The sequence below is a fragment of the Bradyrhizobium archetypum genome (assembly GCF_013114835.1).
In the GTDB taxonomy this organism is placed as follows: domain Bacteria; phylum Pseudomonadota; class Alphaproteobacteria; order Rhizobiales; family Xanthobacteraceae; genus Bradyrhizobium; species Bradyrhizobium archetypum.
On the sequence record NZ_JAAVLW010000009.1, the window covers coordinates 99454 to 121582 of the forward strand.

Annotated in this window: 21 protein-coding genes, 1 tRNA gene and 1 pseudogene; 17 read left to right on the forward strand and 6 right to left on the reverse strand. The window is 64.4% G+C overall.

Annotated elements, in window-relative coordinates; all coding sequences use genetic code 11:
• The first annotated feature begins 19 nt into the window (after positions 1 to 19).
• Together phnE (HCN50_RS27255) and phnE (HCN50_RS27260) are read left to right on the forward strand one after the other, a co-directional pair.
• The gene (gene phnE, locus HCN50_RS27255; protein WP_171712984.1) at positions 20 to 904 is read left to right on the forward strand and encodes a phosphonate ABC transporter, permease protein PhnE; all 885 of its coding nucleotides are present in this window, start codon (positions 20 to 22) and stop codon (positions 902 to 904) included.
• On the forward strand, positions 901 to 1749 hold the full coding sequence (gene phnE / locus HCN50_RS27260; protein WP_171712985.1) for a phosphonate ABC transporter, permease protein PhnE: 849 nt from the start codon (positions 901 to 903) through the stop codon (positions 1747 to 1749). The genes phnE (HCN50_RS27255) and phnE (HCN50_RS27260) overlap by 4 nt, the downstream gene beginning before the upstream one ends.
• Positions 1750 to 1752: 3 nt before the next feature.
• Here the strand turns inward: phnE (HCN50_RS27260) and phnF are convergent, their stop codons facing one another.
• Entirely contained in the window at positions 1753 to 2478 is a 726-nt protein-coding gene (gene phnF / locus HCN50_RS27265) for a phosphonate metabolism transcriptional regulator PhnF (RefSeq protein WP_171712986.1), read from the reverse strand.
• A 146-nt stretch (positions 2479 to 2624) separates the two neighbouring features.
• Here phnF and phnG point away from each other — a divergent pair, with 146 nt between their 5' ends.
• The 9 genes from phnG to HCN50_RS27310 are packed head-to-tail and all read left to right on the forward strand — an operon-like array spanning position 2625 to position 9557.
• The gene (gene phnG / locus HCN50_RS27270; RefSeq protein WP_171712987.1) at positions 2625 to 3080 is read left to right on the forward strand and encodes a phosphonate C-P lyase system protein PhnG; all 456 of its coding nucleotides are present in this window, start codon (positions 2625 to 2627) and stop codon (positions 3078 to 3080) included.
• Positions 3081 to 3083: 3 nt separating this feature from the next.
• On the forward strand, positions 3084 to 3689 hold the full coding sequence (phnH, locus tag HCN50_RS27275; RefSeq protein WP_171712988.1) for a phosphonate C-P lyase system protein PhnH: 606 nt from the start codon (positions 3084 to 3086) through the stop codon (positions 3687 to 3689).
• 3 nt (positions 3690 to 3692) lie between these two features.
• Positions 3693 to 4796, forward strand: coding sequence for a carbon-phosphorus lyase complex subunit (locus HCN50_RS27280; RefSeq protein ID WP_171712989.1), 1104 nt, complete (start codon positions 3693 to 3695; stop codon positions 4794 to 4796).
• A complete protein-coding gene (locus tag HCN50_RS27285) occupies positions 4793 to 5677 on the forward strand; it encodes an alpha-D-ribose 1-methylphosphonate 5-phosphate C-P-lyase PhnJ (protein ID WP_171712990.1) in 885 nt (294 codons plus the stop codon). The genes HCN50_RS27280 and HCN50_RS27285 overlap by 4 nt, the downstream gene beginning before the upstream one ends.
• A complete protein-coding gene (gene phnK / locus HCN50_RS27290) occupies positions 5670 to 6464 on the forward strand; it encodes a phosphonate C-P lyase system protein PhnK (protein ID WP_171712991.1) in 795 nt (264 codons plus the stop codon). The genes HCN50_RS27285 and phnK overlap by 8 nt, the downstream gene beginning before the upstream one ends.
• An 8-nt stretch (positions 6465 to 6472) precedes the next feature.
• A complete protein-coding gene (gene phnL / locus HCN50_RS27295; RefSeq protein WP_171712992.1) occupies positions 6473 to 7171 on the forward strand; it encodes a phosphonate C-P lyase system protein PhnL in 699 nt (232 codons plus the stop codon).
• An 11-nt stretch (positions 7172 to 7182) separates the two neighbouring features.
• Positions 7183 to 8337: an alpha-D-ribose 1-methylphosphonate 5-triphosphate diphosphatase gene (locus HCN50_RS27300; RefSeq protein WP_171712993.1), complete on the forward strand. Its 1155-nt coding sequence runs from the start codon at positions 7183 to 7185 to the stop codon at positions 8335 to 8337.
• Positions 8334 to 8924: a phosphonate metabolism protein/1,5-bisphosphokinase (PRPP-forming) PhnN gene (gene phnN / locus HCN50_RS27305; RefSeq protein WP_171712994.1), complete on the forward strand. Its 591-nt coding sequence runs from the start codon at positions 8334 to 8336 to the stop codon at positions 8922 to 8924. Before HCN50_RS27300 ends, phnN begins: the two co-directional genes overlap by 4 nt.
• Positions 8925 to 8945: 21 nt before the next feature.
• Entirely contained in the window at positions 8946 to 9557 is a 612-nt protein-coding gene (locus HCN50_RS27310; protein ID WP_171712995.1) for a pyridoxamine 5'-phosphate oxidase family protein, read from the forward strand.
• A 23-nt stretch (positions 9558 to 9580) separates the two neighbouring features.
• Here the strand turns inward: HCN50_RS27310 and HCN50_RS33825 are convergent.
• Positions 9581 to 9946 (reverse strand): annotated as a pseudogene (locus HCN50_RS33825) (LysR substrate-binding domain-containing protein); the annotation flags it as partial.
• A 425-nt stretch (positions 9947 to 10371) separates the two neighbouring features.
• Between HCN50_RS33825 and HCN50_RS27320 the strand changes: the two are divergent.
• Together HCN50_RS27320 and HCN50_RS27325 are read left to right on the forward strand one after the other, a co-directional pair.
• Positions 10372 to 11817 carry a DUF4403 family protein gene (locus tag HCN50_RS27320; protein WP_171712997.1) on the forward strand — a complete coding sequence of 482 codons (1446 nt, stop codon included), beginning with the start codon at positions 10372 to 10374 and terminating at the stop codon, positions 11815 to 11817.
• 16 nt (positions 11818 to 11833) lie between these two features.
• On the forward strand, positions 11834 to 13030 hold the full coding sequence (locus tag HCN50_RS27325) for an alpha/beta fold hydrolase (RefSeq protein WP_235977231.1): 1197 nt from the start codon (positions 11834 to 11836) through the stop codon (positions 13028 to 13030).
• 519 nt (positions 13031 to 13549) lie between these two features.
• Here the strand turns inward: HCN50_RS27325 and HCN50_RS27330 are convergent.
• Positions 13550 to 13625: transfer RNA gene (locus tag HCN50_RS27330), tRNA-Ile, on the reverse strand.
• A gap of 171 nt (positions 13626 to 13796) precedes the next feature.
• Here HCN50_RS27330 and HCN50_RS27335 point away from each other — a divergent pair.
• Complete coding sequence (locus HCN50_RS27335; RefSeq protein WP_171712998.1) at positions 13797 to 14762, forward strand: TAXI family TRAP transporter solute-binding subunit; 966 nt, start codon at positions 13797 to 13799, stop codon at positions 14760 to 14762.
• A gap of 79 nt (positions 14763 to 14841) precedes the next feature.
• Here HCN50_RS27335 and HCN50_RS27340 read toward each other — a convergent pair whose 3' ends face one another.
• Entirely contained in the window at positions 14842 to 16053 is a 1212-nt protein-coding gene (locus tag HCN50_RS27340) for an ABC transporter substrate-binding protein (protein WP_171712999.1), read from the reverse strand.
• Between the two features lie 180 nt (positions 16054 to 16233).
• On the opposite strand from HCN50_RS27340, the gene HCN50_RS27345 reads away from it, so the two are divergent.
• The 3 genes from HCN50_RS27345 to HCN50_RS27355 are packed head-to-tail and all read left to right on the forward strand — an operon-like array spanning position 16234 to position 20490.
• The gene (locus tag HCN50_RS27345) at positions 16234 to 17343 is read left to right on the forward strand and encodes a molybdopterin-binding protein (protein ID WP_171713000.1); all 1110 of its coding nucleotides are present in this window, start codon (positions 16234 to 16236) and stop codon (positions 17341 to 17343) included.
• 13 nt (positions 17344 to 17356) lie between these two features.
• Complete coding sequence (locus HCN50_RS27350) at positions 17357 to 19306, forward strand: molybdopterin biosynthesis protein (RefSeq protein WP_171713001.1); 1950 nt, start codon at positions 17357 to 17359, stop codon at positions 19304 to 19306.
• A gap of 53 nt (positions 19307 to 19359) precedes the next feature.
• The gene (locus HCN50_RS27355; RefSeq protein WP_171713002.1) at positions 19360 to 20490 is read left to right on the forward strand and encodes an FAD-dependent monooxygenase; all 1131 of its coding nucleotides are present in this window, start codon (positions 19360 to 19362) and stop codon (positions 20488 to 20490) included.
• A 73-nt stretch (positions 20491 to 20563) separates the two neighbouring features.
• Here HCN50_RS27355 and mobA read toward each other — a convergent pair whose 3' ends face one another.
• Both mobA and HCN50_RS27365 read right to left on the reverse strand, forming a co-directional pair.
• On the reverse strand, positions 20564 to 21193 hold the full coding sequence (mobA, locus tag HCN50_RS27360) for a molybdenum cofactor guanylyltransferase MobA (RefSeq protein WP_376700328.1): 630 nt from the start codon (positions 21191 to 21193) through the stop codon (positions 20564 to 20566).
• Entirely contained in the window at positions 21174 to 22064 is an 891-nt protein-coding gene (locus tag HCN50_RS27365; RefSeq protein WP_171713004.1) for a formate dehydrogenase accessory sulfurtransferase FdhD, read from the reverse strand. Before HCN50_RS27365 ends, mobA begins: the two co-directional genes overlap by 20 nt.
• Positions 22065 to 22129: the final 65 nt, after the last annotated feature.

A 22129-nucleotide genomic window follows, 5' to 3' on the forward strand; every position in this document is an offset into this window, starting at 1 on the left:
ACATACTCGATCGCCCAGCATGACCAGCGCCGTCTCTATCCTCCCGGAATCGCAGCTTGCGAGCCTCACCGAGGCCTATCGCATGGCGGTGCGGCGCAAGCGTCTCCGGGCGCTGCTTTCGACGGCGTTGTTCTTGGCGGCATTGACACTGGCCGCCGTCGGCTCCGAGGTGAATCTGCGGACGCTCTTTACCTATTTTGGAAACTTCGTCAGCTATTTCGACCGCATCCTGACGCTGGACGATGGCACCAGGATCTGGACCAATTTCGGCGAGTGGTTCTGGGGTTGGCAAAAATGGCTCAAGCTTCTCGGCGAGACGATTCTGATCAGCTATGTCGGTACCCTGGCCGGTGCGGTGCTGGCGTTCGCGCTGAATTTTCTCGCGGCTGAAAACACCTCGCCCTCGCCGTGGCTCCGGTTCGTGGTGCGCCGCGCGCTGGAATTCGCGCGTACCGTCCCGGGCATCGTGTTCGCGCTGATCTTCGTCATCGCCTTCGGGCTCGGGCCGATGGCCGGCGTGCTCGCGATCGCGATCCATTCGACCGGCGCGCTCGGGAAGCTCTTCTCCGAGATCGTCGAGAATGCGGACATGAAGCCGGTCGAGGGTGTACGCTCTACCGGCGCGAGCTGGCCCTCCTGCATGCGCTTCGCGATACTGCCGCAGGTCACCGCGGGTTATGCGAGCTACGCGCTGTTGCGCTTCGAGATCAATGTGCGCGAGGCGTCGGTGATGGGTTTCGTTGGCGCCGGCGGCATCGGGCAGGAACTCGTCGTCGCCATCAGGAAATTCTACTATTCCGACGTCAGCGCGATCCTTGTCACCATCATCGTGACCGTATTCCTGATCGACATCGCGACCGGTTGGCTGCGCGCAAGGCTGTTCGGCAGGGGAGCGCGCGCATGACGCGGCTACCTTCCGAGGCCACGCGCGAGATGCGGGAGCGCTATCCCGACGTGTTCGATCGTCCGGCTTCTTCGCGCCTGGCGACGCCACTGGTGATTATCGTCGCCCTTGCGGTCTTTATCTTCGGCCTGGTCGATCTCGATTTCGCGCCGTCGCGCCTGATTGCGGGAATCAGCCAACTCGGCTGGATCACGCTAATGATGCTGCCGCCCGATCCCGGCTCATCGCTGCCGGCCTATCTCGCCGCGCTTGGCGAGACACTGTCGATCGCCTTGCTTGGAACCACGCTGGCGGCGATTGCCGCATTGCCGGTCAGCCTGCTTGCGGCCAGCAACATTGTTCCGTCCGCCATCTTCCGCTTTCCGGTGCGGCGCTTTCTCGATTCCATCCGCGGCGTCGATACGCTGATCTGGGCGCTGGTGTGGATCAACGTGGTTGGGCTCGGGCCTTTTGCCGGCGTACTCGCGATTGCGGTCGCCGATTTCGGCGCGTTCGGAAAGCTGTTTTCGGAGGCGATCGAGGCCGCCGATCGCAAGGAAGTGGAGGGCATCCGCGCATCCGGTGGCGGCAAGCTGCACGAGATCCGGTTCGGGCTGATGCCGCAGGTGCTGCCGGTTATCGCCGGCCAGGTGCTCTATTTCATCGAATCCAACACGCGCTCGGCGACCATCATCGGCATTGTCGGCGCCGGCGGCATCGGCCTGCAATTGGCCGAACAAATCCGCGTGCTGGAATGGCAAAAGGTGTCATTCCTGATCCTGATGATCCTGGTTGCGGTTGCCGTCATCGATTGGATCTCGAACCGCCTGCGCTTCGCCATCATCGGCCGGCGCGCCATCGCCTGAGCTTCAGCTTTCCACCAGGAACTGCACCCGCTCCGCGGCAAATCGCACGCGCTTGGTGATCAGCGGCTGGCCGCGGGTATCCACGTCGGTGGAATCGACCACGAGAATCGGGCGGCCAAGCGCTAGATCGAGCCGCGCGGCATCCGTCGCATCGACGATGCCGGCGGTGATCCTGGTTGATGCGCGGCGATAATCGCGGACGCCGTAATGCGCCAGCAGTTTCGTCATCGAGCGCGCGCCGGCATAGACCTTTCCGGCGTCCGGGAACCGTTCGGCCGAGAGCCAATGCGTGCCGATGCAGATCGGCGTCCGGTCGGCGAGACGCAGCGCCTCGATCCGGGCCAGCGGTGCGCCGGCTTTGAGGCCGAGCTCGCGCGCCAGCTCGCGGCTGGCGATTTCCTCCGAGGCGCCGATCAATTGCCCGCGCGGCTCGCGGCCGCCGGCGCCGACGATCTCGGAAAACCGCGTGCGTGAGCGCAAGGGATAGGCAAGCCGAGGCGCCTCCACATAGGTACCGCTGCCGCGCTCAGCGCGCACCAGCCCGCGTTCGGCGAGGGCTGCCAAGGCGCGGCGCACGGTGTGGCGGTTGACGCGGTAGGTTTCCGCGATCTCGATCTCGCCCGGCAGTTTCTCGCCGGCGGCGAAACGTCCGTCGGCGATGCCGCGCTCGATGCCGTCGGCAACCTGGCGCCACAGCGCCACGCCGGATGCAACGTCCTGCACGGTCATGGCGCGCTGCCGAAAGCTGGCATCGGGGAAATCATTGGCGGTGTCACGAAACGGTCATTTACCTTGGCTATGAAGTTGTCTATTATCATAGACAACTTGAATCAGGCAAGACCTTCAATCAAGCAAGGCAAGACCGGGAATTGGGAATGGTGACGGAAACCGCGATGCAGGCTCGGCGCAAGGCGGCGATGACGGTGCTGGCGCATTCCGATGCCGCCGGGATCGCCGAATGCCTCGGTGCCATCGCCGTGCCCGCCCACGAACATCTAAGAGAACCCGAGAACGGCCTCGTCATGGTGCGCGGCCGCATCGGCGGCGACGGCGCGCCGTTCAATCTCGGCGAAGCCACAGTGTCGCGCGCCGCGGTGCGGCTCGCCACCGGGGAGGTCGGCTTCGGCTACACGCTCGGCCGCGATCTGGAGAAAGCGCGCATGATCGCGCTGTGCGACGCCATGGTGCAGTCGCATGAGCTGGCCGATGCGGTCGAAGCCAACGTGCTGGCGCCGCTTCGCTCCTCGATGCTCGCCAGCCGCGAGCGCCAGGCCGCGCAAGCGGCAGCGACGCGGGTGGATTTCTACACCATGGTACGCGGTGGGGGATAAACGATGGTGACAGTCGCCGAATTGCCGGCAGGATTTGCGGACAAGGTCTTGTCCGCGCAATCGACCTTCCGCTCCGTCATGGACGCGATGGCGCGGCCCGGCAGTGTGCAACGCATTTGCGCGGTCGCGGGCGCGCCAGGTCCGATGATGCGGGGCACGGCGGCGATCGCGCTGACGTTATTCGATCACGATACGCCGGTCTGGCTCGATGCGGCGGTGTCGTCGACGCCTGACGTGGCCAAATGGCTGAAATTCCACACCAGCGCGCCGGTCGTCACCGATCCCTCGACAAGCAGTTTCGCCGTGATCGGCGATACGCAGCACATGCCGCCGCTCGATCGCTTCGCGCTCGGCAGCAGCGAGTACCCCGACCGCTCGACCACGCTGATCCTGCAGGTCGACAGCCTGAGCGCGGGACCCGCTTGCGAACTGACTGGCCCCGGCATCAACGGCACCGCTGTGTTGCAGGCGACATGCCCCGGAAGTCTGTTCGAGCAGCTTGCCGCCAACGCAACCCATTTTCCGCGCGGCATCGACGTCGTGCTGGTGCACGACGACGCCATCGTCGCAATTCCCAGAACCACGCGGCTCGCCGCGTACGGAGCTTGACCCATGTATGTTGCCGTCAAGGGTGGGGAACGCGCCATCGAGAACGCGCATCGCCTGCTTGCGCATGAGCGGCGCGGCGATCGCGATGTGGCGGAGATTTCGCTGGCGCAGATCTCCGGACAGCTCAGTCTCGGTGTTGATCGCGTGATGACCGAAGGCTCGCTCTATGATCGCGAGCTGGCGGCGCTTGCCATCAAGCAGGCGCGCGGCGACCTGATCGAGGCAATCTTTCTGGTGCGCGCCTTTCGCGCCACGCTGCCGCGCTTCGGGGCGACCGAGCCGGTCGATACCGGCACCATGCAGGTGCGCCGCCGTATCTCGTCAACGTTCAAGGATATTCCGGGCGGGCAAGTGCTCGGTCCGACCTTTGATTACACCCACCGTTTGCTCGATCCGCAGCTCGCGGAGGGCAGCGCGCCCGAAGCGCCGGTTGCCGCCGAGCCGCTGGCGGCAATGCCGCGCGTAACAGACATACTGGGCCGCGACGGGCTGATCGAAGCCTCGCCCCAAACTGACGACGGCGCGCCGGTCGGCGATCTCACGCGCGAGCCGCTGAGCTTTCCGGCCGACCGTGACCTGCGCTTGCAGAATCTCGCCCGCGCTGACGAAGGTTTTCTGCTCGCCCTCGGCTATTCGACCCAGCGCGGCTATGGCCGCAGCCATCCGTTCGCCGGCGAGATCCGGTTCGGCGAGGTCGAGGTCGAATTCTTTGCCGAGGACGCCGGCTTTACCGTACCGCTCGGTGCGATCGCGATGACCGAATGCCAGATGGTCAACCAGTTCAAGGGCTCGGCGACGGAAGCGCCGTGTTTCACCCGGGGCTATGGCCTCGCCTTCGGGCAGAGCGAGCGAAAGACCATGTCGATGGCGCTGGTCGATCGCTCCTTGCGCGCGCGCGAGCTCTCCGAAGAGATCAAGGCGCCCGCGCAGGACGAGGAATTCGTCATGTCGCATTCCGACAATGTGCAGGCGACCGGCTTTGTCGAGCATCTCAAGCTGCCGCATTATGTCGACTTCCAGTCCGAGCTTGGCCTGCTGCGCAAGCTGCGTGCGGAGTTCTTCGAGGCCGCAGCCAGCGCCGAGCCGTTGCAGGAGGCCGCCGAGTGAACGCGTCAGCCTATAATTTCGCCTATCTGGACGAGCAGACCAAGCGCATGATCCGCCGCGCCATCCTGAAGGCGATCGCCATCCCCGGCTATCAGGTGCCGTTCGCCAGCCGGGAGATGCCGATGCCCTATGGCTGGGGCACCGGCGGCGTGCAGGTGACGGCGGCGATCCTCGGTCCCGACGACGTGCTGAAGGTGATCGACCAGGGTTCGGACGACACCACCAATGCGATCTCGATCCGCAAGTTCTTCGCGAAGACCGCAGGCGTTGCGACCACGACATCGACCGAAGACGCGACCGTGATCCAGACCCGTCACCGCATTCCAGAGGCGCCGCTGCATGCTGGCCAGGTGTTGGTCTATCAGGTGCCAATTCCGGAGCCGCTGCGGTTCCTGGAGCCGCGCGAGACCGAGACGCGGCGCATGCATGCGCTTGGCGAATACGGGCTGATGCATGTCAAGCTCTATGAGGACATCGCGCGCTTTGGCCATATCGCGACCTCCTACGCCTATCCGGTGAAGGTCAACGCGCGCTACGTGATGGACCCGTCGCCCACGCCGAAGTTCGATAATCCCAAGATGGACGATTGTCCGGCGCTGCAATTGTTCGGCGCCGGTCGTGAAAAGCGCATCTATGCGATTCCGCCGCACACCACGGTGGTGTCGCTCGATTTCGAGGATCACCCGTTCACGCGGTACCGTTTCGACGCGCCGTGCGCGCTGTGCGGGGCTGATGATACCTACCTTGACGAGATCGTCAGGGATGACCAGGGCAGCCGGATGTTCGTCTGTTCCGACACCGACTATTGCGAAGGCCGGCAGGCAGCCGGCCATCGCGGGACCGAAAGTGCGGCGCCTCACAAGGAGAGGGCGCATGGCTGAACCTTTGACCGGGAACGACGAACCGCTGCTGGTCGCCGAGGGGCTCGCCAAGAACTACGGCCGCTTGATCGCCTGCCGCGACATTTCCTTTGCGCTCTATCCCGGCGAGGTGCTGGCAGTTGTCGGCGAGTCCGGCTCGGGTAAGTCGACGCTGCTGCAGCTCCTGTCGGCGCAGCTCGCGCCGAGCGCCGGCCGCGTGTCCTATCGCATGCGCGACGGCGTGCTGCGCGATCTGGCGTCGCTGGGTGAGGCCGAGCGACGTTTCCTGTTCCGCACCGACTGGGGCTTTGTGCATCAGGACCCGGCGCAGGGCCTGCGCATGGCGGTCTCCGCCGGCGCCAATGTCGGCGAGCGATTGATGGCGGTCGGCTGGAATCATTATGGGCGTATCCGAAAGGCCGCCTCGAGCTGGCTCGAGCGCGTTGAGATCGAGGTTTCCCGGATCGACGACGTGCCGCGCACCTATTCGGGCGGCATGCGTCAGCGTCTGCAGATCGCGCGCAACCTCGTTACCGAGCCGCGGCTGGTCTTCATGGACGAGCCGACTGGCGGGCTCGACGTATCGGTGCAGGCGCGCCTGCTCGATCTCATGCGTAACCTCGTCAGCGAGCTGGGGCTCGCCGCCATCATCATCACGCACGATCTCGCAGTGGCGCGCCTGCTGTCGCATCGCGTGATGGTGATGAAGGGCGGGCAGGTGATCGAAACCGGGTTGACCGACCAGGTGCTCGACGACCCACGCGAACCCTACACCCAACTGCTCGTTTCCTCGATCCTGCCGCCATGAGCCTGCCAATGACACCCATGATCGAAATCAGCCATGCGGAAAAGACGTTCACCATGCACCTGCAGGGTGGCATCGAACTGCCTGTGGTGCGCGGGGTGTCATTCCATGTCGATGCCGGCGAATGCGTCGTGCTCTCGGGCCCTTCCGGCGCCGGAAAGTCGTCGATCCTGAAAATGATCTACGGCAATTATCGCTGCGATGGCGGCCGCATCGGCATCCGCCATCAAGGTGCGGTGATCGATCTCGCCCGCGCCGAGCCACGCCAGGTGCTCGGCGTCCGACGCTCCACTATTGGCTATGTCAGCCAGTTCCTGCGCGCGGTGCCGCGGGTGCCGACCATCGACGTCGTCGCCGAGCCCCTGATCGCGAACGGCGTGGCGCGGGAGGAAGCGCGCGAGTGCGCCGGCCGCCTGCTGCGCCGTCTTAACATCCCCGAGCGACTTTGGCGGCTGCCTCCCTCGACCTTTTCCGGTGGCGAGCAGCAGCGCGTCAACATCGCCCACGGCTTCATCTCGGAATATCCGATCCTGCTGCTCGACGAGCCGACCGCCTCGCTCGATGCCGCCAACCGCAGTGTTGTCGTTGAGTTGATCGAGGAAAAGAAGCGCAAGGGCGTCGCGATGGTTGCGATCGTCCATGATGACGAAATCCGCCAGTTGATTGCCGATCGCATTATCGATGTGACGGCCTTCGCCGCGGCGGCGTGAGGAACACTCAGATGACGTCGAAGTCCGAAACCGTTCTTGGCAATGCCCGCCTGGTCCTCGCCGACTGCGTGATCGAGCAGGGCTGGATTGCCTTTGCCGATGGCCGTATCGCCGAGTTCGGCGAGGGCAAGGCGCCCGCCGGCAGCGAGGATGCCCGCGGCGATCTCGTGATGCCGGGTCTGATCGAGCTGCACACCGATCATCTCGAAGCCCACTATGTGCCGCGTCCAAAGGTGTTTTGGGATGCGACCGCCGCCGTCGTCTCTTATGATGGCCAGCTTGCCACCTGCGGCATCACCACGGTGCTGGATTCCCTTCGAGTCTGGCGCGAGGACGGTGCGGAGGATGTCGACGGCCGCGCCGGCGTGCTTGCTGCCGCCATCACGTCGGCCCGCGAGGCCGATCTTCTGCGTGCCGATCATTTCCTGCATCTGCGCTGCGAGATCCCGATGCCTGACGTCGTCGCGGAGGCCAGGGAGCTGATCGATCGGCCCGACGTGCGGCTGATGTCGCTGATGGACCACACGCCCGGCCAGCGCCAGTTTCGGGACGAGGTCAAGTTGCGCGATTACTACCGTGGCAAGGGCGGCGGCATGACTGACGCCGAGCTCGATGTGTTGTTCGCGCGGCGCTTCGCCTACCAGAAGACCTATGCCGAAACCAATATGCGCGCGATCGTCGCGCTGGCGCATGAATACAACATACCGCTCGCGAGCCATGACGACACGACGGAGGAGAACGTCGCCGACGCGGTACGCGATCGGGTCGCGGTGGCGGAGTTTCCGACCACCAAGGAAGCCGCGCGCGGCTTGCACGAGGCCGGTATAGATATCCTGATGGGCGCGCCGAACGTGGTGCGCGGCGGATCGCATTCCGGCAACATCGCCGCGATCGATCTTGCCCGCGAGGGTCTCCTGGACATCCTGTCGTCGGACTACATTCCCTCGAGCCTGCTGATGGCCGCGCTGCGATTGCCGCGGGACGTGCCGGCGATCGATCTGGCTGCCGCCGTTCGCACCGTCACCAAAACGCCGGCCGATGCGGTGGGTCTTTCGGACCGCGGCGAGATCGCGGTGGGCCGGCGCGCCGACCTGATCCGCGTGCATGTTGCACACGATATCCCGGTCGTGCGAAGCGTGTGGCGGGAAGGGCGGCGCGTGGCATGAGCGAAGCGCTTACGATACCGCAAACGGATGCGGGCGCGATCGGTCCAGGCAAGCTGGTGCTAGTGGTGGGGCCGAGCGGCGCCGGCAAGGACACATTGCTGGGTCTGGCGCAGGCCGCCTGTGCCGAAGATCGTAACGTCGTATTCTCCCGGCGCGTGGTGACGCGGGAGGCCTCGAGCGCGGAAGACAATGAACAGATCAGCATTGAAGGTTTTCGCGAAGCGCAGGCGCGCGGCGCCTTTGCGGTTCATTGGGAGGCGCATGGTCATGCCTACGCCCTGCCGCGCAGCATCGAGGACGACATCGGCGCCGGCCGTACGGTCGTCGCCAATGTTTCGCGTACGGTGATAGCCGCGCTACGCCATGCCTATGCCAATGTCTTGGTTGTCTCGATCACGGCGCCGGCGGAGGTGCTTGCCGAGCGTCTTGCGATGCGCAGGCGCGGCAGCGACGGCAATATCGCAGACCGGCTCGCGCGCACGGTCGCGGATGCCGAGCCGGACGTCACCATTGTCAATGTCAGCAGCGCGGAATATCACGCGCGTCAGTTGCTTCGCATCATCGGCGGGGACAAGTGGGACCGCTAAAGGCGGGTATTTGGGGGGATGATGACCGTAATTTCGACGATCGAGCAGCTTGAAGCGATCTACGGCTTTCCGAACGATGCTTCGACGGTGAAAGTCGCCGACTGCGTCACGCCGGCCTATCGCATGCTGATCGAAAGATCGCCGTTCGCAGCGCTCGCCACCAGCGGTCCGGAGGGGTTGGACTGCTCGCCGCGCGGCGATCTCGCGGGCTTCGTCCGTATCCACGACGACAAGACGCTGATGCTGCCGGACCGCCGCGGCAACAACCGCGTCGATTCCTTGCGCAACATCGTGCGCGATCCCCGTGTGGCGCTGCTGTTTCTGATCCCCGGCTCCGGCACGACGCTGCGCGTCAATGGCCGCGCCCATCTCTCCGCCGATCCTGGGCTGCTTGCGTCTTTCGCGATGGAAGGCAAGATGCCGCGCTCGGTGATCGTGATGACGATAGAAGAGCTGTACTTTCAGTGCGCCCGCGCCATCGTGCGTTCCGATCTCTGGAATCCGGAGAAGCGCGTCGATCCGAAGACGCTGCCGACGCCGGGCGAAATCCTCGCCGGCATGAGCGACAACAAGGTCGGCGGCGAGAAATACGACAGGGAATGGCCGGAGCGTGCCGCGCAGACGCTCTGGTAATCATGCGAACGGGCCGCGTAAACTCAAATAGAGAGGTCGCAGCCCTCGCGTAATTCCCGATGTATCTGATCCGCAGCCAGCCCGTCGAGCGCCTCTCGCATCGTCTGCACCAGATCCAAGGCCACCGGCGGGGAACTGCGCTGCGCAGGAAAAACGGCGGCAAATTCGAAATCGATCCGCGGCACGAACCGGCGCACAAGCCCTGACGAGACCAACCCGCACATAATTTCCGATAGCGTGGTTTCGACTCGCAGCACACGGCGAACGTCGTCGCGGTGAAAGCCTGGTCGATCAGATGTCGGCCGGTGGATCCAGCCGACAGTGATATAAACGTCTCGCCCTCGAAATCGTGCGGCTCCAAAACTTCCCTTTGCCGCAAGGCGATGTCCGGCGCGCCGTCGCCGGCAGCCGCAGGCGGGACGATATAGGTCAGTTTCGTTGATCTTTCTGTGGCTTCAGTCGATTTCGGCCGCGTTCATAGCGTTTTTGTCCAGGCTATTTCTGGTGCCAAACTGGCGCGGTAAGGCCGAGCGTCTGCAACGCTGGTGTCATTTGTCTGTTAGGAGACATTAGGCGTTCACCGTGAAGTTGCTTTGAAGTTTTCAAGCTCGAGGGCCGGGTCCGCCCAACACTTGTCGAAAACTGATGCAGAATCGAGGTAGCTCGATCTCGGCAGTCACGGGAGCTGCCAGCTTGCCGATCCGGATCGCGAAACAGCTTCCGCGTCCATGCATCCCGTATCGTGCCGTTGTTGCTTGGGCGTGCACTGAATGCCGACCGTGGTTCTGGTTTTTCTTGAAACTGGAGCACTAGAATGATTCCTCCATTACGCACATGCCGGCCGGAATACGATTCGATCGCGAGCACATCACGCGCAGGCCTAGCCCGTCTGGCCGCGCTCGCTCTGGCGCTCCCGTCGATCGCGTTTGGCGCCGAAAAGCCGGCGCTGAGCCCGGACACAGCAACGCCGCTCGCAACGACTTCGCGCATCTCTGCGACGGTCGAGTTCGGGTTGCCGGCCCTGGCCGCGGCGATCGAGCGGGATATTCCAAAGCGGCTTGCCACCATCGACGAGCGCGTCAACTGCGTGCATCGTCGTGTTTTCATCTTCCGCATAAACGCCAATTGCGACGTTTGGGGTTTCGTCGACCGGACGAGCCCGGTCTCGCTGTATGGCCGGGGCGACCGCGTCTTCGGAGCGGTCTCTATATATGGCGCCGCCGAGGGCCAGGGAGCCAATCGTTTCACGGCGCGCATTCGCGGCGACACCGAGGCGCGCGCGACGATCGAGGTTGAAGCACGCCCCGAACTGCGGAGGGACGGATCGCTACAACTGAACATCAGCGACTCGTTCCACTGGAGCGAACATCCCTATCTTCACGTGCTTGGCCGCGAGTTTGACCTGGCGCCCTATGTCGAGCCCAATATCCGGACGCAACTGGGCCGCATTCGCTCGCGGGCGCTGGCGGCGGCGCGCGCACTCGACCTGCACGGCAAGGCCGAGACAGCGTGGCGTCACGCGTTTGAACCCGTCAAACTCGCGGAGGATCCGCCGGTCTGGCTGCAGCTGACCCCGCAGAGCGCGGCCTTCGCGGGGGTCCGCGCCAATGCCAAGCTGTTGTGGGGATCGCTTGAGCTTGTCGGCTCCGCGGAAACCGTGATCGGGCAGCAGCCGCCGGCTGTCGCGGTGACGGCCCTGCCGCCGCTCGGCACCGCGGTGGCCGAGCCGGGCACTTTCGACGTCATTCTTCCCGTCCGCATCAACTACGACACGCTCAAGGACAAGGTAAGCCAGGCGATCGCAGCCGCGCCGGCCCAGGACACATCTGTGCGCGAGGTTCAGGTTTATCCATCATCGGGTAAACTCGTGATCGGCCTGCGCCTCGCAAAGAACCCGGACACCGATTCCAGCGCGGGCCAATGGACCTATCTCTCCGCCACGCCAACAGTCGATACGAACGCCAGGACCTTCAGTCTGGGCGAAATCGACCTGACAACTTCATCAGACGACAGCCAGATTCGATCTGCCGTGCAACAGCTCGCGGCGCAATTGAAGAATGTCGCCAATCTCGATTACGGCATCTCCTACCAGAACCTGCTCATGGCAGCGAACGAACGCCTGACGCGCCCGCTGAAGGACGGCTTTCGCATGGAGGGCCGCCTCGACTCGGCAAGACTCGAAAAGGTGCAGTTGTTGAGCGAAGGAATCTTGATTGCCCTTCATGCCAGCGGCGGTCTGAAGATACTTTACGGGCTGTGAGCACGTGAGCTGGACCATGCGATACTTCAATTCCGTCGGCCGCTGGCGACGCAAATGGATGCCAAATGCGCTCGTCGCCGCAGCGATCTTTGGCTTGGCGCAAATAGCGTCGGCCCAGACGGCATTTTATGATGCGCCGGAATCATTGCTCGCCGGTGCACCGGGCACCCTGGTGCGGCAGGAGCCGATGGACGGTGCGCCGCTCGGCGCCTCTACCTATCGCGTGCTCTATCGGTCGACCGGGCTGAATGGCCGGCCGATCTTTGTGTCAGGCGTCGTCATCGTCCCGCAAGGTGCGCCCCCGTCCGGCGGTCGTCCGATCGTTGCTTGGGCACATCCCACATCCGGCATCGTCCCGCGCTGCGCCCCGTCGCTCGCCATTTTTCTGTTTCAGCAGATCCAGGGCCTTCGCTCGATGGTCTCCCGTGGCTTCGTCGTGGCGGCGACCGATTATCCGGGGCTCGGCACGCCGGGCCCGCATCCTTATCTCGTGGGTGAGAGTGAAGGTCGCGCCGTGATCGATATCGTGCGCGCGGCACGTGCCCTTCCCCGCGCAGGCGAGGGCAAGGATTTTGCGGTGTGGGGACATTCGCAAGGTGGGCAAGCCGCGCTCTTCGCTGGGATGTTGGCAAACGCCTACGCCCCTGAGCTGAGGCTTCTCGGCGTCGCGGCGGCGGCGCCGGCGACGGATCTTGCGAAGCTGATGAGTGACGATATCAACTCGATCGGCGGCAAGAACATCACCGCGATGACGCTATGGTCGTGGCACCGCGTCTACGGAGCCGCCATCGATAGCGTCATCGACCCGCGCGCCATGCGCGCAATCGACAGGCTGGCGCAAGAATGCATCGAAGGGCCTTTCGATTTGATCGTCAGGCAGAGGACAGGGAGACCACTCGAGCAATATTTCCTGACCGTGCAAGATCCGACCAAGACCGAACCGTGGCGCTCGCTTCTCGAACAGAACAGCACCGGCGTGCTCTCCCCTGAGATACCCATCTTTCTGGCGCAGGGGACCAACGATGAGATCATCCAGCCCGCGGTTACCCAGGCCTATATGGACAAGCTGTGCAAGGCCGGCAGCAAGGTCAGGATGGTCAAGCTGCCCGGTATCGGCCACGCCCGCGCCGCCCAAGCGAGCACGATGGCGGCGGTGAACTGGATGACGGATCGTTTTGCGGGAAAAACACCTCCGGACGATTGCGTCAGATAGGCTATCTTCGCCTCGCGTGTGCATCGGGCAATTGAGCGGGAGCAACGAACTCGCGCCTTGCCTCGACGGCGGTTCTTGAAGCCAAAGGCATCGGCTCATCCCTCGGAGCAAGCAGGCCGAAATACCATACCTCTAGCGGATCAGGGAACTGACTCGATTTTTCAGAGCGGCAGATCGAATTCCCATGGGCCGTGCGATCAGGTGAGCACAAAGGGCTTAAGCTCGTCCTTGCATTCGATAACGCAGCCGAATCCACGATTGAACGGCGGAGGGCCTGTTGTCGGATCGAGGTCCCGCAATTATTTGCCGTCGCCGAGGTTAACAGGTGCAGACAGTCGATCGCGGGTGATGTTCCTTTGCCGCTGATTTGCCCGACGTGTCAATGTCCTCGGTAACACGTGGCGGCAACGGTCACGCTACTTTGCATGGGGTTGTTTTCGATATTTTGGTCGGGAGCGGTCCGGTCCGCCTGCGCCCTGAGGGTTTCGGCGCGGCAGCTTCCGCTCGCGTCGCGAAGGCTGGTGGGCCCGGCAGGACTCGAACCTGCAACCAGACCGTTATGAGCGGCCGGCTCTAACCATTGAGCTACAGGCCCCGCCGCGGAGCGGCCGCGGGGGAGGGCGGCCGGCAACGGTGCCGCCATCGTTTACAGGCATGACAGCGATACGGCAATGACGGGTTCTGGGCCGAAAACGTGCTTTCACAGGCTATTGGCCTTGCTTACAACCTTCCTCGCATCATCGTCACCGAACGTTTGAGGCCAACAATGAAACTCGCTGGGATCGCCTGGGCCGGCCTGCTGCTGTTGGCTGGCACCGCTGCGGCGCAGGAGGGAGGCAAGGCCATTACCAAGACCACGATCAGCCTGGGAACCGCGACACCGGGGGGCGGCTTCCCGGTTTACGGCAATGCGTTTGCGGAGGTGATGAACACCGCCGATCCGGCGCTGTCGATCGAGCCGCGCAACACCAAAGGCTCCAACGAAAACATCCCGCTCCTGGAATCCGGCCAGCTCGACATCGCGCTGGTGGCGGGCGAGCCCGCCTATGAGGCTTTCATGGGCATCGGGCGGACGCCGACCAAACTGAAAATCCTCACCGCGATGTATTCCAGCCCCGGCATGTTCGTGGTGCGGGCGGACAGCCCCTACAAGACGATCGGAGATCTGGTCGGCCAGCCGGTCGCTTTCGGCGCGAAGGGCTCGGGCCTGCCGATCCTGTCACGCTATATCCTCGACGGCATCGGGCTGAAGCAGGACGAGGATTTCAAGTCGATCTATCTCGATCGCGCCGGCGACGGCCCCGCCATGGTGCAGGACGGCCGCGCCGCCGCGCTGTGGGGCGCGGGCGTCGGCTGGCCCGGCTTTGCGGCAATGGCGCAGGCACCGGGCGGTGCGCGCTTTATCGCGCCCGACGCCGGCGAGATCGCGCGCGTCCGTGCCAAGCATACGTTCCTCAAACCGCTGACGGTCCCCGCCAACAGCTATCCGAATCAGCCGACGGCGATCGATTCCGTCGGCTCCTGGAGCTTTGTGCTGGCGCGCGAGAGCCTGCCCGACGACGTCGCTTACCGGCTGGCACGCACGCTGCACGCGGCGGAAGCTGCGCTCTGCAAGAAGCTGCCGCAGGCCTGCGAGACCACGGCGGCGAACACGGTTGCTGCCGCGCCGAATGCGGCGCTGATTCATCCCGGCGTGATGAGGTATTTTAGGGAGGCGGGGGTGGTGAAATGAGAGGCGAATAGCGAATAGCGAGTAGCGAATAGAAGTTCGCTGCTTACCACTCGCTATTCGCCACTCGCCATTCGCTTACTTACTTCTTCGCCATCGCACACGCCGGATCGGGCGGGCCGAACGCTTCGTCGCCGGGAATCTTCGCGAGGATCTGATAGTAGTCCCACGGATATTTGGATTCTTCCGGCTTCTTGACCTGCACCAGCCACAGGTCGTGCACCATCAGATTGTCCTCGCGCAGTTTGCCGTTGCGGGAGAAGAAATCCTCGATCGGCTTCTCGCGCATCTTCGCCGCCACCTTCAGCGGCTCATCGGTGCCGGCTTCCTTGATGGCGTTGAGATAGCTCATGACCGAGGAATAGACGCCGGCCTGCCACATCGTCGGCATCCGGTTCATCTTGGCGAAATAGCGCTTCGACCATTCGCGGGTCTTGTCGTCCATGTCCCAGTAGAACGAGGTCGTCAGCAACAGGCCCTGGGCCGCCGGCAATCCCAGCGAATGAATGTCCGTGATCAGCGCCAGCAAGGCCGCCATCTGCTGCCCGCCCTTGAACACGCCGAACTCGGCGCCGGTCTTGATCTCGTTCATGTTGTTGGGCGGCCCCGCCGCGATGCCGATGATCTTGGCCTTGGAAGCCTGCGCCTGCAGCACGAAGGATGACAGATCAGGCGTAGCGAGCGGCGGCCGCACCGAGCCCAGCACCTTGCCGCCATTGGCGGTGACGACGCTCGAGGCGTCGCGCTCGAGCGAATGGCCGAACGCATAGTCGTCGGTGATGAAGAACCAGCTATCGCCGCCGCGCTTCACCACGGCCTGTGCGGTGCCGACCGCCAGCGCGCGGGTATCGAACACCCATTGTATCGCGTGTGGCGAACAGAGCTTGCCATGGAAGTCTGCGGTGCCGGTCGAGTGCACGATCAACAGCTTCTTCTTCTCGCTGGTGATGTTTTGCACCGCAAGCCCGACCGCAGAAACCGGAACGTCGAGGATCACGTCGACCTGATCAACGTCATACCAGCGCCGCGCGATGCCGCCGCCGATATCCGGCTTCAACTGGTGATCGCCGACGACGATGCTGATCGGCTTGCCCAGCACCGTGCCGCCGAAATCGTCCACCGCCATTTGCGCGGCCGTGACCGAGCCCTGGCCGGTCGCCGTGGCCGCCGGGCCATTCATGTCAGTGAGAACGCCGAGCTTGACGACGTCGTCCGAGATTTGCGCAAGCGCTGTGGTCGATGCCAGCATCGCGGCCGCGAGTATTCCCAGCCTGGATAGGTCCCTGGCGAACATCCCTGTTTTCTCCCCTGGAATCGGCGCGTTGGCCGTAGGCTTTTCGCAGGCGGTTGATCCCCTATTGGTCTCATTTGCAACTATTTCGGAACCGCGTCAACGCTGTTCATCTATATGTATTGCAGTGCCGCCAGACCGGTTCTGTTTATTTCCGGTCGGATTCAGGGCATAGCCGGGGCCATGACCTCGCCCCAACGCCTGCCGATCTCGCTGACACCGCTCGATGCGGCACTCGATGTCTTGCTCAATGGCGTGGACCCGGTTGGGCCGGTGGAACTAACGCTGCAGGAAGCACTGGGTTGCATCGCCGCCGGGATGCCGCCGCTCCAGGCCTATCCGCCGCGCGATACCGCGGCGGCGGACGGCTACGTTTTTTGTGCGCGCGATCTCGTCGGCGCATCTTCCTATTCGCCGCTGCCCTTGGCGGCGCCACCGGTTTGGGTCGAAGCCGGGGATGCCATTCCCGAGGCTTGCGATTGCGTGCTCGATTCCGATTCCGTCGATGTGTCAGGCCCGCTGCCACAGGTGCTGGCGGAAGCGATCCCGGGGCAGGGGGTGCGCCGGGCGGGTAGCGATATCGCTGCGGGCAGCCTCGTCGCGATTGGGCGGCGCGTGCTGCCGCGCGATCTCCTGGTGGCGCGGGCGGCTGGATTGGCGCGACTGAAAGTCCGGCGCCCGCGGCTCCGCATCGTCAACGTGCCCGGCGGCAACATGACGGCGGATCTGATCGCGGACAGCGCACACGCCGCAGGTGCCGAGACTACATCCTTCACCGCCGCGGGCCGCGATGCAGGATCGATTGGCGCGGCGCTGGAGGATAGCGCGTGTGACCTGCTGCTGATCGTTGGCGGCTCCGGAGTCGGGCGCGCCGATGCGGCGGTGACGGCATTGGCTGCGCGTGGCGAAGTTCTCGTCCATGGCATTGCCCTGCAGCCCGGCCGCACGTCGGCCGTCGGGCGTATCGGCAACATGCCTGCCGTAGTGCTGCCGGGCGCGCCGGATCAGGCCCTTGCGGCATGGTGGACGCTGGCGCTTCCCGCAGTCGATCAGCTCGCCGGGCGAGGCGTGCGACAAACATTCAATTTGCCGATGATGCGCAAGATTGCATCTTGCGTCGGCCTCGCCGAGATCGTGCTCGTGGAGCGGAAGCAGGACATGTGGATCCCACTGGCGGTCGGCGAATTGTCGCTGGAGGCGATCGCGCGCGCCGAAGCCTGGCTGGTGGTGCCCGGCGGCTCGGAAGGATTTGCGGCTGGCGCGCCAGTCGCTGCCTATATGTTGCGGGAATGATGTGAGTGCAGGAATGACCAACACGCTTTCGCCCGGAGATCGCGACAGCAGCGAGCAGGAGCAGTTCCTGACGATCCTGTCGCGCGAGGATGCGCTGGCGCGTTTCGAAGCCGCCTTGTTTCCGCGGGCAATCGCGCGCGAGCAGCGCTCGCTCGCTGACGCACTCGGCTGCGCGCTTGCCGAGGACGTAGTGGCGCCGATCGACGTACCGCCGTTCGATCGCTCCAATGTCGATGGCTTCGCGGTGCGCTCGGCCGATCTCGCCGCTGCCGGCGAGGCTACGCCGGTCTGTGTGATGCTGAACGACGAGGAGATCGCCTGCGGCACTGCGCCAACGCGGCCGGTATTGTCGGGAACAGCCACGGCCATCGCGACCGGCGGTCCGGTGCCGCGCGGGGCCGACGCCATCGTGATGGTCGAGCATACGCAAACGGCAGGAAATCGCGCTATCGACATTCGCCGCGCCGCTTCGCCCGGACAATTTGTATCCTATGCAGGCTCCGACGTCGCCCGCGGCGAGGCGCTGCTGCGCGCCGGCACCGTCATCGGCTCGCGTGAGATCGGCATGCTGGCGGCCTGCGGCATCGCGGATGTGACCGTCGCGCGCCGGCCGCGCGTCGCCATCATCTCGACCGGCGACGAGCTAGTGCAGCCCGGCCAAGCCCTGCGGCCGGCTGCGATCTACGACACCAACGGTGCGATCGTCACCGCGGCGATCTCGGAGAACGGCGGCGAGGCCCGCTTTCTCGGCGCCATCCCGGACGACGAGGCGCAGCTTGAAGCCGCGATGCGCGAGGCGCTCGCAACGAGCGACATGCTGGTGCTGTCAGGCGGCACCTCCAAAGGCGCGGGCGACGTGTCACATCGTATCATCGGTCGGCTCGGCGAGCCCGGCATCATCGCCCATGGCGTGGCGCTGAAACCCGGCAAGCCGCTATGCCTTGCGGTATGCGACGGCAAGCCCGTGATCATCCTGCCGGGATTTCCGACGTCGGCGATGTTCACCTTCCATGACATGATCGTGCCGGTGTTGCGGCGGATGGCGGGCCTGCCGCCGCGTTCGGATGCCAAGGTCAATGCACGCGTTCCTGTACGGATCGCCTCCGAGCTCGGCCGCACCGAATTCGTCATGGTGTCGCTGGTCGAAGGCGCGGATGGATTGATCGCGTACCCCACGGGAAAAGGCTCCGGCGCTATCACCTCCTTTGCACAGGCGGACGGCTTTCTTCGGATCGACGCGCTGGCCGACCAGATGCCGGCGGGCAGCGCGGCCGAGGTCACGCTATTCACGCCGCATGTGCGGGTGTCCGATCTCGTTATCATCGGCAGCCACTGCACCGGGCTCGATCTCGTCACCGCGCCGCTGGCGCATGCCGGACTTATCGTGCGCTCGATCGCCGTCGGCAGCCTCGGCGGCCTCGCAGCCGCCAAGCGCGGCGAATGCGACTTTGCCCCGATCCATCTGTTCGACGAGAAGACCGGGACCTACAACACGCCGTATCTCAGCGACGGGCTCGAACTGGTGCCGGGCTGGCGGCGCATGCAGGGCATCGCATTCCGCAGGGGTGACCGGCGTTTCGAAGGGCTGGATGTGGAGGAGGCGGTGCGCGCCGCACTCGCCGAACCCGCCTGCATCATGGTCAACCGCAACCAGGGCGCCGGCACGCGTATTTTGATCGACCGGCTGCTTGGCGGCGCTCGCCCGGAGGGCTACTGGAATCAGCCGCGCTCGCACAATGCGGTGGCAGCAGCCGTTGCCCAGCACCGTGCCGACTGGGGCATGACCATTGCGCCGGTCGCGCATGCATCGAACCTGGGTTTCATTCCCTTTGCCGAAGAGCATTATGACTTCGCGCTGGTGAAGGCACGCAAGCAAAGGCCGGCCGTGCAGGCCTTTCTCGGCGCGCTGGCGTCGGAGGCCGGCCGCGCGGCATTGGCGCAGGCAGGTTTTCGGCCGGCCTGAAGCGTTCGCGAAGCGAGAAGCCGTCAACAGAAACGGCTCGGGCAGGGATCGGAATGGCAAGACCGCTGTCGATTGCGATTGTTGGCGCCGGCATGGGTGGGCTCGCGACCGCCGCGGCGCTGCGACGGGTGGGTATCGACGTCACCGTCTACGAACAGGCGACGCAGTTCGCGCGGATCGGGGCCGGCATCCAGATCGGCTGCAACGCCATGAAGGTGCTGCGCACCCTTGGACTGGAGGCAAGGCTGCGCGCGCAATCCTTCTATCCGCGTTCCTGGAACAACCGCGACTGGCGCACCGGCGAAGTCAGGTTCGACATGATCTTCGGCGAGAGCGCCGAACAGAAATTCGGAGCGCCTTATCTCCTGGCGCATCGCGGCGACCTTCACGCGGCGCTCGCCGGCGCCGTTCCCGATGCATGCATCAAGCTCAGCCACAGACTTATCGGACTGGAGGAAAGCGGCGAAGGCGTCCGGCTGGTCTTTGCAAATGGCGCGACCGCCGTCGCCCACGCTGTGATCGGCGCCGACGGCGTCCACTCGGTCGTGAGAGACATTCTGTTCGGCGTCTCGGCGGTGAACTTCACTGGGCGGATCGCCTACCGTACCACCTATCCGGCTGCGCTGCTCGGCGGCGAAAGGATCGACGACTGCACCAAATGGTGGGGCGAGGACCGCCACATCGTCATCTATTATGTCAAGCCGGATCGCAGTGAGATCTATCTCGTCACCAGTCCGCCGGAGCCGGACTTCCGGATCGAATCATGGTCAGCGAAGGGCGATGTGAGGGAGTTGCGCAAAGCGTTCGCGGACTTCCACCGTCAAGTCGAACAGGTATTGGCGGCTTGCCCAGACGTCCACAAATGGGCGATCGTCGATCGCAATTCGCTGAAACGATGGACGGATCGCAACATCACGCTGCTCGGCGATGCCTGCCATCCGATGACGCCCTACATGGCGCAGGGTGCAGCGATGGCGATCGAGGACGCTGCCGTGCTCTCGCGCTGTCTCGACGGCGTGGAGCGGGAAGGCGTTGCCAATGCATTTCGTCGGTTCGAGGCGACGCGCAAGGCGCGGACGGCGCGCATTCAAGCGACTTCGCGCGCCAATACGTGGCTCAGCGGCAAGACCGATGCCGACTGGGTCTATGGCTACGACGCCTGGACCGTGCCGCTGGCGGCGTAGATTTTCGATGGTGGCACGTGTCCCGGACGCCGTGCAGCGTGTAACGCTGCTCCGCAGAGCCGGGGTACGAAGCCTAACCGCCGTCCAGCGCCGCCAGCCGTTCGGCTTCCGCAATGTCATCCATGGTATTGGCATTGAAGAACGGATCCAGCGGCGTGACCGGCCATGTCACCGTGGCAAGCCGGTAGCGCGCGGTCCAGCGGTCGATCTTCCTGATGTCCTCGACGACGAGCGCATGACGCAGCTCTTCGCGCAAGCTCACGCTCCATAATCCGATCACTGGATGCGACTGGCCATTGGAGGCGGCAACGGCCAGTTCGGTCTTCTCCGCTTCGAGCGCGCCATGGAGCCGCGACACCAGATCGCGTGGCAGGAATGGACAGTCCGCGGCGGCGCTGAGCACAACCTTTACGTCGGGCCGGTTGCTCGCGGTCCAGTCGAGTGCCGCGAGGATCCCTGCGAGCGGTCCCGGAAAATCGGCGACGCTGTCGGCGATCACTGGCAGGCCGAATGCCGCAAAGCGCGCCGGATCGCCATTGGCGTTGAGGATCAAGCCGTCGCACTGCGGCGCAAGCCGCGCGATCACGCGATCGAGGATGGTGCGGCCGCCGATCGCGCGCATCGGCTTGTCGCCGCCGCCCATCCGCCGCGCAAGGCCGCCGGCGAGCAGCACGCCTGGAATATTACTCGTCACGCTCTTCACCCTTGCGCTTGTGCCGTGCGGATTCCTCCTCGACATAGTCGAGGTTCTGGTCGAACACGATCCGCTCCTGTCCCGACAGCGCAATGAAGCGCTTGCCGCGCGTGCGTCCGACCAGCGTCAGACCGACCTGCCGCGCCAGTTCGACGCCCCAGGCGGTGAAGCCGGAGCGCGAGACGAGGATGGGAATGCCCATCCGCACCGTCTTGATCACCATTTCCGAGGTGAGCCGGCCCGTGGTGTAGAGGATCTTGTCGGCGGGATCGACGCCATGGCGGTAGATCCACCCCGCTATCTTGTCGACGGCGTTGTGGCGGCCGACGTCCTCGGTGTAGCAGATGGGCCGGCCTTCCTTGCACAGCACGCAGCCATGGATCGCGCCGGCTTCCAGATAGAGCGAGGGCATGGTGTTGATGGTGCGGGTCATCTCGTAGAGCCACGACGTGCGCAACTCGGCCTTCGGCAGTGCCACGCTTTCCACCGCTTCGAGCAGGTCGCCGAATGCGGTGCCCTGCGCACAGCCTGAGGTCTGCGTGCGCTTCTTCAGTTTCGCTTCGAAGTTGGTGTGATGCTCGGTGCGCACCACCACCACCTGCAGGTCGTCGTCATACTCAACCTCGGTGACGACGTCATCGTATTTCAGCATGTTTTGGTTGAGCAGGTAACCCAGCGCCAGATATTCGGGGTAGTCGCCGATCGTCATCATGGTGACGATCTCCTGGGCGTTCAGATAGAGCGTCAGCGGTCGCTCCATCGGCACCCGGATCTCGACCGCCGCGCCGGTCTGGTCGGTCCCGGCAACCCGCTCCGTCAACCGCGGATCCTCAGGATTCGGCACGATCAGGGGGGCGGGGGCTTTTTCCATTTTCATCATAGGACGCAGGTTAGCATGACAACGGCTTCCAGCCGATATAAAGCACACTTGGAGAATGCCTAGCC